We start from the raw sequence: 14,845 nt of genomic DNA, 5'->3' as shown, positions 1-14,845 counted from the left end.
GTGCCAGTGCGGCTCACCTGCCGCCGTACGGACGCACAGGGTGGGCGCGCTCGTTCGGGAACAGGCGTGACAGGTGCCCCGGCGAGCGCCCTGCAAAAGGCACGTTACCCAGTGCTCCACAATTCTGTGAAACCCCTCCTGACCTGCGTTTTTGCTTGGATTTCCAAGTAAATCGCAAAAGTCGGGAACAACTCCTGGTCACAGCCTTGCAGGGGGCCGGAACAACGGCACGTTATATCGGTGACCCAGGTCACGGGAAGAGTCCACCGAGGGCAGATCACTGCGGTCGTCCGGCGCGGCGTACAGGTGCGCGGGGAGATCCGCTCCTGGAACGCCACTTCACGCACGCCCATGACCGAATGTGAATGCCGACGACTGTCTGTGACAACCCCCAGTTCACAGGCCCGGATCGTGCCCTAGCATCTGCCGCGTGCCGCGCTCCCATGTACCACCCCTCATGCCTCACGCGCCCCCGCTGGGCGCCCTGCTCCGCCAGTACGCCGCCGGTTCCGCCCTGACCTGCGAACCCGTCGACCAGGGGCTGCTGAACCGCGGCTACCGGCTGTGCACGACCCGCGGCCGCTACTTCCTCAAGCACCACTTCGACCCCGAGACCGCCGCCCCGGCCGCCATCGCCCGCCAGCACCGGGCCACCCAGCGCCTGGCCGACCTGGGCGTCCCGGTGGCGCCCCCGCTGGCCGGACGCGACGGACGTACGGTCGCCGTCGTCGGCGGCCACGCCTACGCCCTGCACCCGTGGATCGAGGGACGGCACCGGCACGGCGGCCAGCTCACCGCCGGCCAGTGCGGACGGCTGGGGGCGCTGCTGGGGGCCGTACACGCCGGTCTGGAGCGGGTGATGCCGACGGAGGGGCGGGCGACCGGTGCGGTACCGGCCAAGGCGGCTACGGGGGCGCTCTCCGGGTCACCGGCCGGGACGTCCGCCAGGGCGCTCGCCAGGAGCGCCGACCCCGCCGACACCTTCGCCCTCATCGACGACCTGCTCACCCGCGTACGCCGCCACCGCCCCGCCGACTCCTTCGACGAACTGGCCCGCCACCGCCTCCTGGAACGCCGCGCCCTGCTCGAGCAGCACGCCGACCGGCGTCCCCCGCGCGGCGGCTCGGTCGGCTGGGTGCACGGGGACTTCCACCCGTTCAACCTGCTCTACAAGGGCGACGCGCCCGCCGCGATCGTCGACTGGGACCGGCTCGGCATACAGCCCCGCGCGGAGGAGGCCGTACGCGCCGCCGCGATCTTCTTCGTACGGCCCGCGGGGGCGCTCGACCTGCCGAAGGTGCGGAAGTACGCGCGCGCGTACCGGCGTACCGCGGGCGCCACACCCTCGGAGCTCGCGGCGGCCGTGCACCGGGTGTGGTGGGAGCGCCTCAACGACTTCTGGATGCTGCGCTGGCACTACGAGCGGGGCGACACCCGCGCGGACCCCCAGTTCCCGGCGGCGTCGGCGCTGGCGGTGTGGTGGACACGGGAGTACGACGCGGTGTGCGACGCGTTCGTGGAGTGACCGGGGCGGCCTCGCGAGCGGCACGCGCGCGTAGTGGGCCGTGAAACGCCACGCGCGCGTGCCGCCCGTTCCCGGGGCGCACGCGCGCGTGAAGGTCGCCGCCGGACGGTCAGCTGTCGCCGTCCTGGTCGCCCGTGGGGGCGGCCGTCGGGGTGATGGGCGCCGACGGCTGCGTCGCCGGGTCGGTCGGCTGCTCCGTCGGCTCCTCGGTCGTCGGGTCGGTCGTCGGGTCCTGGGTCGGGTCCTCGCTGAACGTCGGGGACGGCGTGTACGAGGGTGTGTACGACGGCGTCCACTCCGAGCCGGTGCCCGTGCCGGTGCCGTCGTCCGTGGCCGTGTCGGTGGGCTCCTCGGTGACGTCGTCACTCGGCGTCTCGCTGGCCTGGTCGTCGTCGGTGGTCTGCGAGGTGGTCGGCGACGGCGTGGTGCCCGTACCGCCCCCGTTGCCACCGCCGTTCTGCAACGCCAGCGCGACACCCGCCGCGATGGCGATCACCGCGAGGACGGCGAGGATCCACAGCTTGCCGCGGCCGCCGCCCCGGTTGCCGTGCCCCTCGAAGCCGCCGTCGTCGCCGCCCCCGTATCTGGAGGGCAGGATCGGCTGCGGGATCTGCGTCGTACCGGAGCCCGAGTCACCGGGGTGCGGCATCACGGTCGTATGGGCGAAGCCCGCCGCCGGGGTGTGCCGGCCGTCGTGCACCGCCACCGGGCCGGTGTTCCAGGTGCCGGTGTGGCCGCCCTGCTCGTACAGCATCTGCAGGCCGTACTGGACCAGCCCGCGCATCTCCTCGGCCGTCTGGAACCGGTCGTCCGGCTCCTTGGCCAGCGAGCGCATGACCAGGCCGTCGAGCTCGGGCGGGCAGCCGTCGGAGACCTCGGACGGGGCCGTCGGGATGTCCTGGACGTGCTGGTAGACCACCGACAGCGGGGTCTCGCCGGTGAACGGGGGCCGCAGCGCGAGGAGTTCGTAGAGCAGACAGCCCGTCGCGTACAGGTCGGAGCGGTGGTCGACGGCCTTGCCGAGGGCCTGCTCCGGGGAGAGGTACTGCGGGGTGCCCATGACCATGCCGGTCTGCGTCATGGTCGACTGGGCGCCGTGCAGGGCGCGCGCGATGCCGAAGTCCATCACCTTCACGGCGCCGCCGTGCGTGATGATGACGTTGGCCGGCTTGATGTCGCGGTGCACGATGCCGTGCTGGTGCGAGTAGGCCAGCGCCTCCAGGACGCCGGAGACGATGATCAGGGCCTGCTCGGGGCCCGGCGCCTCGGCGTTGAGCAGCAGGTCGCGGATCGTCCGGCCCTCGACGATCTCCATCACGATGTAAGGCACCGAATGGCCGCCCACAGAGTCCTCGCCGGAGTCGTACACGGCGACGATCGCATGATGGTTGAGGCCGGCCACCGACTGGGCCTCGCGCGTGAAGCGGGCCTTGGACACGGGGTCCTCGGCGAGGTCGGCGCGCAGCAGCTTGACCGCCACGGTGCGTCCGAGGCGGACGTCCTCGGCCGCGAAGACCTCGGCCATGCCGCCCCGGCCGAGTCTGCGGGTCAGCCGATAACGGCCGTCCCCGACAAGTCCGCCATTACCCCACATTTCCGGCGCGTCTGACATACCGCCGCCAGCCGCCTCGGGGTCGGACGGGCCCTGAGCGCGCTGCTGCTGTGCCATCAGTCCTCGCCGTCGTTTCTGCCCGCGGTGCGCGCGGTGTTGTTACGGTCTCCGTCGGCCACGCTACAGCCTCCGTGCAAGCCGCCGGTCCGGGACGGTCGCCGGGACCGGTACGCGACGGACCGGCCATGAAACCGGCACCGACGGCTCTCGTGCAAATTCTGTGTACCGGCGGTACGGCCCTCGTAACGCTTCCGCGACGCTTCTTCGCGTACGGTCACGGAACGGGCACCGAGCTTGACGTGTCAGTGCCCTGGGGCAGACTTGGCCGAGAATGACACATTCGATCAACGATTATCGACGGCGTCTGAAGGCTATGGGGGACACGGAAACATGAGCCAGGACGGCGTTCAGGGCCGGTACGCGGGGCGGGCGCTCGCCAACAACCGTTATCAGCTGCGTGACTTGCTCGGCGAGGGCGGCATGGCCTCGGTGCACCTCGCGTACGACGCCGTGCTCGACCGGCAGGTCGCGGTCAAGACACTGCACACCGAGCTCGGCCGTGAGCAGGCCTTCCGTGAGCGCTTCCGCCGCGAGGCCCAGGCCGTGGCCAAGCTCACGCACACCAACATCGTCTCGGTCTTCGACACCGGCGAGGACGACCTCGACGGCATGACGACGCCGTACATCGTCATGGAGTACGTGGAGGGCCGCCCCCTCGGCTCGATACTGGACGCGGACGTACGGCAGTTCGGCGCGATGCCCGCCGACAAGGCGCTGAAGGTCACCGCCGATGTGCTGGCGGCGCTGGAGATCAGCCACGAGATGGGCCTGGTCCACCGCGACATCAAGCCGGGCAACGTGATGATGACCAAGCGCGGCGTCGTCAAGGTGATGGACTTCGGCATCGCGCGCGCCATGCAGTCCGGCGTCACGTCGATGACGCAGACCGGCATGGTCGTCGGCACCCCGCAGTACCTCTCGCCCGAGCAGGCCCTGGGCCGCGGTGTGGACGCCCGCTCCGACCTCTACTCGGTCGGCATCATGCTGTTCCAACTGGTCACCGGGCGGCTGCCGTTCGAGGCGGACTCGCCGCTGGCGATCGCGTACGCGCATGTGCAGGAGGAGCCGGTGGCTCCGTCCTCCATCAACCGCGCGCTGCCGCCGGCCGTGGACGCGCTGGTCGCCCGGGCGCTGAAGAAGAACCCGAACGAACGTTTCCCGAGCGCCGAGGCCATGCGCGACGAGTGCCTGCGGGTGGCGTCCTCCTTCCAGGCGGCCGCGCCGAGCATCGTGCCGGGCGCGCAGACCTCCAGCGGCGCCGGGGTCGGCTCCGCGGTGTTCCCGCCGGTCGGCCAGACGCCCCCGCCGCACACCGGCGGCGTCCAGACGCCGTACCAGCCGACCCCGGCGCCGATCCCGTACGGCGCCCCGACGCCCCCTCCGGCGTACGGCTACCCGCAGCAGCCCGGCTACCAGACGCCGGCGCCCGCCGCGTACTCACCGCAGCCGGGTGGGGCGACGCCTCCGCCGTACAACCTCTCGCCGCAGACGCCGGCCCCGTCGTCGGGCGGCGGCGGGAAGAGCAACAAGGCGGTGATCATCGGCTCGATCGTGGTGTCCCTCGTGGCGATCGGCGGCCTGATCGCGGCGCTGACGCTGAACAACGGCGGGTCGGAGGACCCCGAGTCCGCCCCCAGCGCCTCGGCGACGAGCCACAAACCGGGCTATCGCGGGCCGGACACGGCGAAGACGGTCGAGACGACCGAGTGCACCGAACCGCGGGAGTCGTACAACGACCCCGATCAGGTGCAGATGCCGGAGCTCACGTTCAAGAACTGGGACTCGGTTGTCGCCTGTCTGAAGGCCGCCGGGTGGACTTACGACCCGTCGTACGAGGACGAGAACACCTTCGGCGACGGCACGGTGCTGGACCAGTCCCCCAAGGCGCGCACGGACTTCGACCCTGCGAAGCCGCCGACGTTCAAGTTCACGATCTCCACGGGCAACCCCGCGTGATCCACGCCAAGTGAACGGGCCCGACAGCACTGGCTGCCGGGCCCTTCGCGTATGAGGTCGCTGCTACGTCCTTACAGGTACGGCCCGCCCGAGCGGCCGCCCGGGGGGTGCTCGCCGTCCTCGTGGCCGGCGCCCGGGGGGAGGGCGCGGCGCATCTGCTCCAGCTGGGCGCGGGCGGCCATCTGCTGGGCGAACAGGGTGGTCTGGATGCCATGGAAGAGGCCCTCCAGCCAGCCGACCAACTGGGCCTGCGCGATCCGCAGTTCCGCGTCGCTCGGGGTCGCCTCGTCCGTGAACGGCAGGGAGATCCGCTCCAGCTCCTCGACGAGCTCCGGTGCCAGACCGTCCTCCAGCTCCTTGACCGAGCTGGCGTGGATCTCCTTGAGCCGGACCCGGCTCGCCTCGTCCAGGGGAGCCGCGCGCACCTCTTCGAGCAGCTGCTTGATCATGCTGCCGATCCGCATGACCTTCGCCGGCTGCTCGACCATCTCCGTCACCGGGACCTCGCGGGAGTCCTCGTCTCCAACGCCGCCGAGCGCCATCCCGTCCTGGCCCACGACCAGGATCTGGGGGTTCTCGGGCGACCTGTCGTTCCTCGGCATCTCCATGCCGCCATTCTCTCGCACCCCTACACCTCATCACCGTGGTGCCCCCCGTGTGAGGTGATCCACCGTTTACGGAGGGGAGGTTTCCGTCCGGGTCGGCCCGGTGGCGGAGTCCGGAATGCCGGGGGTGACGGGAGATGTGAGGCTTGTTCCGTGACTCCATGGCTGCGGACAGTGCAGGGGGTACGGGGGACGGGCCTGCTGGGCGTGCTGGTGGCGGGCCTGGTCGTCGGGGGCTACGGGGCTGTGCCGTCGTACGGCGCGGAGGGCGCGCCCGGTGAGGTCATCGCCGCCTCCACCTCCCCTGACCCATCCCGGGCCGGAAGCCGGGCGGGCGAGGGCCGGGAGCGGCCGGGGCGGCAGGTGGAGGGGGCCGCCGAGAGTCCGGACGCCTCCGGACCGCCCGCCCGGGAGGTCCTGGAGCCCGAGGAGAACGGCCACCTCGTGCCCTCTGCGCCGCCTCCGACCGAGCGGGAGGCCGTCACCCGGGCCGAGGACCCCGCTGAGCCCGTGTACCAGGTACTGCCACTGGGCAGCGGGCTGGTGCTCATCGGGCTCGGACTGGGGCTCGCCTTCGTCGGACTGCGGGTGCGGCGCGGCTAGGGCGTGTACGGCGGATCAGCCCGGCTCAGTGCTGCGGTGCCTGCCCTGGCCCGCGGCCCCAGGGTGATCCGAAAGACACGCCCTGAGGGCCCGCCCGGCGGATCGGATCAGGCCGGGAAGCTACGGGGCGACCAACAGGACCTTGCCCACGTGGCCGCTCTCCTCCACCACCCGGTGTGCCGCGGCCGCATCGCTCATCGGGACCTCTCGGTCGACGACCGGGCGTACGTGGCCGGCGTCGATCAGGGGCCAGACGTGCTCGCGTACGGCCGCGACGATCGCCGCCTTCTCGCCGAGCGGGCGGGCGCGCAGCGAGGTCGCGCTGATCGCGGCGCGCTTGGCGAGGAGGGCGCCGATGTTCAGCTCACCCTTGACTCCACCCTGCATGCCGATGATCGCGAGGCGGCCGTTGACGGCGAGCGCCTTGACGTTGCGGTCGAGGTACTTGGCGCCCATGTTGTCGAGGATGACGTCGGCGCCCGCGCCGTTGGTGGCCTTCCTGACCGCGGCGACGAAGTCCTGCTCCCGGTAGTTGACCAGGATGTCGGCGCCCAGCTCGGCGCACCGGTCCAGCTTCTCCCGCGTGCCGGCCGTGACGGCGACCTTGGCACCGACCGCCTTGGCCAGCTGGATCGCCATCGTGCCGATGCCGCTGGAGCCGCCGTGCACCAGCAGGGTCTCGCCGGGACGGAGGTGGGCGGCCGCGAAGAGGCCGGAACTTGTGAGGTCTCCTCCGTCGAACCATCCGAAGAGATTGGACCAGACAGTACAGGTGACTTCGGGGAGGGCCGCGGCCTCTACCAGGCCCACACCTTTAGGGATAGGGAGCACCTGTCCAACGGGAGCGATGACTTTCTCGGCGTACCCGCCGCCAGTCAGCAGAGCACACACCTCATCCCCCACAGTCCAACTGGCGACGCCGGGACCAAGGGCGGCGATTCGGCCGGAGCACTCCAATCCCGGGTACGGAGAGGTACCGGGGGGCGGGTCGTAGAGCCCCTGTCGCTGGAGGATGTCAGCGCGGTTCACAGCACTTGCCTCCACCTCGATGAGAACTTCCCCGGTCTGGGGTACAGGGTCCGGCACGTCCGTCCACTCAAGCACTTCGGGGCCGCCTGGCTGCGTGATGGTGACTGCCTTCATACGGGCGACGCTACTCCCGCCACAGAGTTCAAAAGCCCCCGCCCGCTGCCAGTAGCCCGTTACGCGGCTTCTTCCGGCATGGCTTGTTGGTCTTCTGCGTCTTCTGTCGCTTCCGTAAACGGACGTGCCCAGTGAATGAGTAGGCGTTCCGCAACGACTACTTCCTTCCGGCCCGGTGTGCCAGGGAGCACCTCGACATGGTCAACCCAGAGTTTAAGGAAGTCGCGCCGTTCGGCCATGGTCCATGTGGACCATGGCGTACCTTCGCCGATCGGCTCTGGTCCGGCTGCCTCGATCCACTCATTCAACGGCAGGCGCACCATGTTCACCTGCGTCTCGCGCAGTTCCCGCAGCCGAACCGTGCACGTCTCTTCGGTGAGCTGCATGGACCGCACGGCATCGATGAACGCTGCTTGGCCCACGGCCCCCTTGTAGAGCCCCGCCCGGCGGTCGTCGTAGATCTGTCGCAGGCTCTCCTGCGTGTGCTCGATCTGCGCTTCAAGTTCGTTGCACTCGAAGGCGACACCGACCGTGTCCTGCCGCTGGGCGAAGCGCTGAGCAGCGGCGGCCAACAGAGTTGCGTCTTCGGGATCTTCCGGGTCGGCGTTCATGACACGCGCCCACACCTGCCGGACCAGGTAGTCGTCTGTCGCCTCAACCTGAATGCTGACCCGCTGCTTGCACATCTGGCGCGCTGCACTGACCTCCCGGTTGCTCCGGTAGCGAGGCACCCCCTTCGTGATGGTGGTGCTCATCGTGGCGCCGCAGTACGAATACAGGAACGGCCAGCCGGTCAGCAGGTAAGTACCGCCGTGGTACTCGCGCCGGTGCTTCCCCTCCGTGGAGATCGCGATCTGCAGTGCGTACCACTCAGCGGGGGTGATGATCGGCTCGTGCACGTGGATCGGGTCTCCGTCGGCGTTGCGCCGGATCTCCCACTTGTCGGAGCCCACGCGGTTGGCGGCCATGCCCGCGATGCGCGGGTCACGAAGCGTCCGCAGAACGGCTTGCGGGGTCCATCTCGGCTTGTCGGGGAATGCCTTGTACGTGCCGCGCTTCCGCCGAGCCTCGACGCGCGCCTTGCCTTGCACCGCCCGCCAACCAGGCGGAGGGGTGCGGGGGTTGTCGGTCAGCTTCTCGGCGATCTCCCCCGGCGTCAGACGGTCCTTCATCGCCATGTCCCGCATGAGCAGGACCGTCTGGCGCCCTTCACCAGTCGGGACGATCTTGACGTACTTCACGTCGTCTTCGGTGAATGCCTTCTCGTTCGTCCCCCAGAACGGCGCGGTACCGGACACATGACCACCCGCCTTGCGGGCGAGCTCCTTCGTGTTGCTGATGAACGCCGACTTGATGTCACTCTCTTGCTTGGCGAGTCCCGCGATGATGGCAAAGATTCCGGCACCGATCGGGTTGTTGGTGTCCAAGTACGGCTCGCGGACGCTGACGAGTGAGACGCCGTGATCCCGCATCTCCGTCTCGATGGCGAAGGCTTCTTGTGCGCCCAGGCGGGTCAGGCGGGACAAGGTGAAGATCACAACCACGTCGCACTCGCCCCCACGGACCCACCGCATCAATTCTTCGAAGCCCTGGCGCTGCGTTCCGGGGTCCCAACCGGACTTCCCAACGTCCTTGAACCGGTGCACGACCCGGTAGCCACGGGCCGCACACAACGTTTCTCCCGCTTCCCACTGCATGACCGGGCTTGCCTCACTGCCGTCCTCGTTCAGCTTGGACTGACGGGCATAGAGAACGGCGCGGGGCTGATCGTCGGCGGCTGAGTCGGCAGCGCAGCTGTTCTGCACATTAGATGACATGGGGGGAATTTCATATGACCTAAAGGAGACGATGCAGCCCATCTCGGAAATGGTCACCCGTTCGGAGTAGGAGATGGCGACGTCATGTCGGGGCGGGTGTACCAACACCTCGGTCCTCGGTCCCATACCCCTCCGTCTTTGGGCGGGTCCGCGGGAAATCCCCGTGCGGAACCGATGAGTTTGCGCGACCGTAAAAGTCTCCCCATGCGTAGCCCAAGCACGTGGAAGAACCCCGTGGAAGGACCCGAAGCATGAGCACGCAGACGACGTCCGGTCTCGCGATCGAGACCGCGGGCCTGGTGAAGACGTTCGGTGAGACACGGGCCGTGGACGGCGTCGACCTCGCGGTCCCCGCCGGCACGGTGTACGGAGTCCTCGGGCCGAACGGCGCCGGGAAGACGACGACAGTGAAGATGCTCGCGACCCTGCTGCGGCCCGACGGCGGTCAGGCGCACGTCTTCGGGCACGACGTGGTGCGCGAGGCCGACGTGGTGCGCGGCCGGGTGAGCCTGACCGGGCAGTACGCGTCCGTGGACGAGGACCTCACCGGCACCGAGAACCTGGTCCTGCTCGGCCGCCTCCTCGGCCACGGCAAGCACGCGGCGCGGACGCGTTCCGGGCAGCTTCTGGAGGCCTTCGGGCTCTCGGACGCGGCCGGGAAGCAGGTCAAGCACTACTCGGGCGGCATGCGGCGCCGTATCGACATCGCCGCGTCCATCCTCAACACCCCCGACCTGCTCTTCCTCGACGAGCCGACGACCGGACTCGACCCGCGCAGCCGCAACCAGGTGTGGGACATCGTGCGCGCGGTGGTCGCCCAGGGCACCACCGTGCTGCTGACCACGCAGTATCTGGACGAGGCGGACCAGCTGGCGTCCCGGATCGCCGTCATCGACCGCGGCAAGGTGATCGCCGAGGGCACCAAGGGCGAGCTGAAGGCGTCCGTCGGCGCCGGATCCGTCCATCTGCGGCTGCGCGACCCGGCACAGCGGCCGGAGGCCGAGCAGGTGCTGCGGCTGGCGCTGAACGCGGACGTGCAGCTGGAGCCGGACCCAGTGGCGCTGACGGCCCGCCTCGGTACGGCGAGGAGCGACTCGGCCGCGGAGCAGGCCTCCCGCGCACTCGCCGAACTGGCCCGCACCGGCATCACCGTCGACAACTTCTCGCTGGGCCAGCCCAGCCTGGACGAGGTGTTCCTCGCCCTCACCGGACACGACACTCACGACGCCCACGACTCGAAGGACGAGGTGGCGGCATGAGCACCGCGACTACGACCGAGACCAAGGACCTCGCCCCCGTCAGCGCCGAGTCCCTCGCCGCGCTGCTCGTCTCCGGGGAGCGGCCGCCACGGCCCAGCGCCCTGTCGGCCTCGCTGACCTTCGGCTGGCGGGCGATGCTCAAGATCAAGCACGTACCCGAGCAGCTCTTCGACGTCACCGCGTTCCCGATCATGATGGTGCTGATGTACACGTACCTGTTCGGGGGCGCCCTGGCCGGGTCCCCGAAGGAGTACATCCAGTTCCTGCTGCCGGGCATCCTGGTGATGTCGGTCGTGATGATCACGATGTACACCGGGGTCTCGGTGAACACGGACATCGAGAAGGGCGTCTTCGACCGGTTCCGGTCGCTGCCCATCTGGCGGCCGTCCACGATGGTCGGCTATCTCCTCGGCGACGCCCTGCGCTACACGATCGCGTCGGTCGTGATGCTCACCGTCGGCATGATCCTCGGCTACCGCCCGGACGGCGGGGTCGTCGGTGTGGTCGCCGGGATCGCGCTGCTGGTCGTGTTCTCGTTCGCGTTCTCGTGGATCTGGACGATGTTCGGGCTGATGCTGCGCACCGAGAAGTCGGTGATGGGCGTCAGCATGATGGTGATCTTCCCGCTGACGTTCCTGTCCAACGTCTTCGTCGACCCGAAGACCATGCCGGGCTGGCTGCAGGCCTTCGTCAACAACAGCCCGATCTCCCATCTGGCGTCGGCCGTCCGCGAGTTGATGGCGGGCGACTGGCCGGCGGACGAGATCGCCTGGTCGCTGGGCTGGGCGGGCCTGTTCCTGCTGATCTTCGGGCCGGTCACGATGCGGCTCTACAACCGCAAGTGATCAGCCCCGCTGTGTTTCACGTGAAACACACCCCGATTCCGGCGGTCGCCCACGGCAGGTCGAGGAGTTCCGCCTCCTGACCCGCGCGGGCGCCGCCCGGGGGTACGACGGCGAGGGCGTCGGCCGCCGCGATGCCGCGCAGCATGGCCGGGCCGTTGTAGTGCAGCGGCAGGGCGCGGTCGCCGCGCAGGACGACGGGGATGAGCCGGGTGTCGTACGGGTGCCCGTGCGCGGCTTCCTGCAACGGCAGGGCGTACGGCTCCGGGGCCGGGCGTGCGGCGAGGGTGCGCAGCAGGGGTTCGGCGAGGGTGAGCAGGCCGGAGACGGCGGCGAGCGGGTTGCCGGGGAGGCCGACGAGGTGCTGGTTGTCCTTGATCCGGGCCAGCAGCATGGGGTGGCCGGGGCGTACCTTGACGCCGTCCACCAGGAGCTCGGCGCCGATGCGGCGCAGGGTGGGGTGGACGTGGTCGACCGGGCCGGACGCGGTGCCGCCGGTGGTGACGATCAGGTCCGCGCCGGACTTCGTGATCGCCCGGTGCAGGGCGTCTGCGTCGTCGCCGATCCGGCGTACGGCGGTGATCTCGGCGCCGAGGGCGCGCAGCCAGGGCGGCAGCATCGGGCCGAGCGCGTCGCGGATCAGGCCGCCGTACGGGCGCCCCTCGGTGAGTAGTTCGTCGCCGAGGATCAGCACTTCGGCGCGGGGGCGGGGGACGGCGGTGACGGTGTCGTATCCGGCGGCCGCGGCCAGCCCGAGGACGGCCGGGGTCACGAGGGTGCCGACGGGCAGGAGCTGGTCGCCGCTGCGGCACTCCTGGCCGCGGGGGCGGATGTCCTGGCCGTGCTGCAGCATGGGGGTCCCCCCGCTCGAGCGAGGCCGAGAGTGGGGGAGGTTGAGGTGCAGGCGGCCCTTGTCGTCGGTACGGCCGTGCTCGCTGCGCAGGACGGCGGTGGTGTCCGGGGGGATCCGGGCGCCGGTGGCGATCCGGACGGCCTCGCCGTCGGTCAGGGGCTCGGGCGCGGCGTGCCCCGCCAGGACGCCCTCGTCCCGTACGGCCCAGGGGCCGGGGCCCGCGACCGCCCAGCCGTCCATCGCCGAGGTGTCGAAGGAGGGGAGGTCGGTGAGGGCGCTGAGGGGAGCGGCCAGGGTGAGGCCCAGGGCGTCGTCGAGGGCGACGGAGACGGGCTCGCGGCGGGCGCCGATGGGGGCACCTCCCATGCCCTTAAGGCCATGGGGGAGGGCGGCCCGGGCTGCGATTGCGCGGGCCTCGGGCCAGGGGGTGGCGTGGTGGTGGGCGTCGGGCTTGTGCGGTGTGCCCGTAGGCGCCGGTACTGGGGTGGGGCCGTTGTTCTGGTTCACGAGGGCGAGTACCTCCTCGACGTCGAGGTCCTCGGCGTCCTCTCCCGCGCGGACACCGGGGGCGGTCATCCGGCGTCCGGGGCGGGCTTGGCGTCGGGGGCGGCCGGGGCGTTCTCCTCGGCCCAGCGCAGGGCGAGGGCGGCGGCCTTGCGGGAGGCCTCGGCGACGGCCTCGGGGCCACCTCCTGCCTGCGCGGCGGCGTAACCGGCGAGGAAGGTGGTCAGCGGGGCCGCGGGCCGCGCCACGCTGTGGGCGGCGTCGCGAGCCAGGTCCAGCAGCACCTTGGTGTCGACGTCGAGGTCGATGCCCAGCTCGTCCTTGACTGCGGAAATCCATTCATCCAACACGTGCCCATGCTCCCTGATGCGTGCCCTGGCGGTGGTGATGTCGTCCCAGGTGTCGCAGTCGAAGGACGCGACGGGGTCCGGGACGCGGGTGAGGTCGAGCGCGCCGGTCAGCCGGCGCAGCGGCAGGCCGGTGAGGCCGCCGTGCGCGTCGGTGAGGGCGGCCAGTTCGCGGCGCAGGGCGGCTGCCCGGTACGCGGCGACGAGCGGCTGGTCGCGGCCGTCGGCGTCGGTGAGCAGCACACCGTCGGCGCCGCCCGCACGCAGGGCGCCGAGCAGCCGCCGTACCGTGCCCGCTTCGAGGAACGGCAGATCGGCGGAGAGCACGACGACGTGTTCGGCCGTGGTGTGCCGCAGCCCCGCGTCGAGGGCGGCGAGCGGTCCGCCGCCCGGCGGGTCCTCGCGCGCCCAGGTGACGGGCCGCGCGGTCGGGCGCGGATCGGCGACGACGACGGTTGCGCGGGCGTCGTCGCAGGCGGCGAGCACCCGGTCGAGCAGCGCCCGGCCGCCGACGCGCAGGCCGGGCTTGTCGGCGCCACCGAGCCGCCGGGCGGCACCGCCGGCGAGCACGACGGCGTCGTACCCGGCGTCGGCGGCGTCCCTCGGCTCGTACGCGGTCACCCCCCGAGTATGCGTGCCGCAGCGATCACAGGGAACGCGCCGAAGGTCGCCCATTCACAGCGTGCGCAGCAGCACCGCCGGCTGTTCCACGCAGTCCGCCACATACCGCAGGAAGCCGCCCGCCGTGCCGCCGTCGCACACCCGGTGGTCGAAGGTGAGCGAGAGCTGGACGACCTGCCGCACCGCCAGCTCGCCCTCGTGCACCCACGGCTTGGGGACGATGCGGCCGACGCCGAGCATCGCGGCCTCGGGGTGGTTGATGATCGGCGTGGAACCGTCGACGCCGAACACCCCGTAGTTGTTCAACGTGAAGGTCCCGCCGGTGAGTTGCGCCGGAGTCAGGGACCCGGTGCGGGCCGCCTCGGTGAGCCGGGCGAACTCCGCGGTGAGCCCCTCGGCGTCGCGCGCGTGCGCGTCCCGGACGACCGGCACGACCAGTCCCCGCTCGGTCTGCGCCGCGAACCCGAGGTGCACGTGGTCGAACTGGACGACCTCCCTGGCCGCCAGGTCGACGCTGGAGTTGAGCTCGGGGAAGCGGGCCAGGGCGGCGGTGCAGATGCGGGCCAGCAGGGCGAGGACGGAGATCTTCGGGCCGCCCGCGGCGTTCATCGCGGTGCGCGCCCGCATGAGCTCGGTCGCGTCGGCGTCCACCCAGCAGGTCGCGTCCGGGATCTCGCGTCGGCTGCGGGAGAGCTTGTCGGCGACAGCACCGCGGACGCCCTTGAGGGGGACGCGGATCCCTCCGGGGGTCTGTGGGAGGGCCGCTGTCGCCGGCGCGGGCGCCACGCGTGCGTGCGGCTCGGTGGCCGGCTCCGCTGCCCGCCCCTGCACGGCGGCGGCCCGCAGCGCGTACTCCACGTCGGCGCGCAGGATCAGCCCGTCGGGTCCGGAGCCGGTCAGCTCCCGCAGATCCAGGCCGTTCTCGCGGGCGAGACGGCGTACGAGGGGGGAGATGACCGGCACGGGGCCGTCGGCGGGCGAGGTGCCGTCCTCGGCGGCCAGGTCGGCGCCGGCGGCGCCCGTGCCGCGCGCGCGAGATGGCACGGGGCCGTCGCTGCGGGTGAGGCCGTCGGCGGGCGAGGTGCCGTCGTCGCCGGG

At 71.0% G+C, this 14,845-nt stretch carries 12 protein-coding genes; 5 read left to right on the top strand and 7 right to left on the bottom strand.

The window, feature by feature from the left end:
• Positions 1–457: 457 nt before the first annotated feature.
• Entirely contained in the window at positions 458–1,525 is a 1,068-nt protein-coding gene (locus AQJ91_RS09600; protein WP_067018439.1) for a phosphotransferase, read from the top strand.
• Positions 1,526–1,634: 109 nt separating this feature from the next.
• Here AQJ91_RS09600 and AQJ91_RS09595 read toward each other — a convergent pair whose 3' ends face one another.
• Positions 1,635–3,194, bottom strand: coding sequence for a protein kinase domain-containing protein (locus AQJ91_RS09595; protein ID WP_067018437.1), 1,560 nt, complete (start codon positions 3,192–3,194; stop codon positions 1,635–1,637).
• A 333-nt stretch (positions 3,195–3,527) separates the two neighbouring features.
• Between AQJ91_RS09595 and AQJ91_RS09590 the strand changes: the two genes are divergently transcribed.
• Entirely contained in the window at positions 3,528–5,153 is a 1,626-nt protein-coding gene (locus AQJ91_RS09590; protein WP_067018435.1) for a protein kinase domain-containing protein, read from the top strand.
• Positions 5,154–5,224: 71 nt separating this feature from the next.
• Here AQJ91_RS09590 and AQJ91_RS09585 read toward each other — a convergent pair whose 3' ends face one another.
• Positions 5,225–5,761 (bottom strand): bacterial proteasome activator family protein, encoded by a 537-nt coding sequence (locus AQJ91_RS09585; RefSeq protein WP_067018433.1) that lies wholly within the window; start codon positions 5,759–5,761, stop codon positions 5,225–5,227.
• A 150-nt stretch (positions 5,762–5,911) separates the two neighbouring features.
• On the opposite strand from AQJ91_RS09585, the gene AQJ91_RS09580 reads away from it, so the two are divergent.
• Positions 5,912–6,361 (top strand): hypothetical protein, encoded by a 450-nt coding sequence (locus tag AQJ91_RS09580; protein ID WP_159054521.1) that lies wholly within the window; start codon positions 5,912–5,914, stop codon positions 6,359–6,361.
• 120 nt (positions 6,362–6,481) lie between these two features.
• Here AQJ91_RS09580 and AQJ91_RS09575 read toward each other — a convergent pair whose 3' ends face one another.
• Together AQJ91_RS09575 and AQJ91_RS09570 are read right to left on the bottom strand one after the other, a co-directional pair.
• Positions 6,482–7,504 (bottom strand): NAD(P)H-quinone oxidoreductase, encoded by a 1,023-nt coding sequence (locus tag AQJ91_RS09575; protein WP_067018430.1) that lies wholly within the window; start codon positions 7,502–7,504, stop codon positions 6,482–6,484.
• Between the two features lie 59 nt (positions 7,505–7,563).
• Positions 7,564–9,378, bottom strand: coding sequence for a recombinase family protein (locus AQJ91_RS09570; protein WP_159054520.1), 1,815 nt, complete (start codon positions 9,376–9,378; stop codon positions 7,564–7,566).
• Between the two features lie 194 nt (positions 9,379–9,572).
• On the opposite strand from AQJ91_RS09570, the gene AQJ91_RS09565 reads away from it, so the two are divergent.
• Complete coding sequence (locus AQJ91_RS09565) at positions 9,573–10,580, top strand: ATP-binding cassette domain-containing protein (protein WP_067018426.1); 1,008 nt, start codon at positions 9,573–9,575, stop codon at positions 10,578–10,580.
• Positions 10,577–11,425: an ABC transporter permease gene (locus AQJ91_RS09560; RefSeq protein ID WP_067018424.1), complete on the top strand. Its 849-nt coding sequence runs from the start codon at positions 10,577–10,579 to the stop codon at positions 11,423–11,425. The genes AQJ91_RS09565 and AQJ91_RS09560 overlap by 4 nt, the downstream gene beginning before the upstream one ends.
• Positions 11,426–11,441: 16 nt before the next feature.
• Here AQJ91_RS09560 and AQJ91_RS09555 read toward each other — a convergent pair whose 3' ends face one another.
• The 3 genes from AQJ91_RS09555 to AQJ91_RS09545 form a co-directional block, all read right to left on the bottom strand.
• Positions 11,442–12,851: a molybdopterin molybdotransferase MoeA gene (locus AQJ91_RS09555; protein ID WP_067018422.1), complete on the bottom strand. Its 1,410-nt coding sequence runs from the start codon at positions 12,849–12,851 to the stop codon at positions 11,442–11,444.
• Complete coding sequence (locus AQJ91_RS09550) at positions 12,848–13,747, bottom strand: NTP transferase domain-containing protein (RefSeq protein ID WP_067018420.1); 900 nt, start codon at positions 13,745–13,747, stop codon at positions 12,848–12,850. Before AQJ91_RS09550 ends, AQJ91_RS09555 begins: the two co-directional genes overlap by 4 nt.
• 54 nt (positions 13,748–13,801) lie before the next feature.
• On the bottom strand, positions 13,802–14,845 hold a 1,044-nt coding region (locus AQJ91_RS09545; RefSeq protein ID WP_234381975.1), incomplete at its 5' end, for a dihydrolipoamide acetyltransferase family protein.

This window comes from Streptomyces dysideae (assembly GCF_001514305.1).
In the GTDB taxonomy this organism is placed as follows: domain Bacteria; phylum Actinomycetota; class Actinomycetes; order Streptomycetales; family Streptomycetaceae; genus Streptomyces; species Streptomyces dysideae.
Note: the sequence above shows the minus strand (reverse complement) of the source record. Positions and strands in the feature narration are given on the sequence as shown.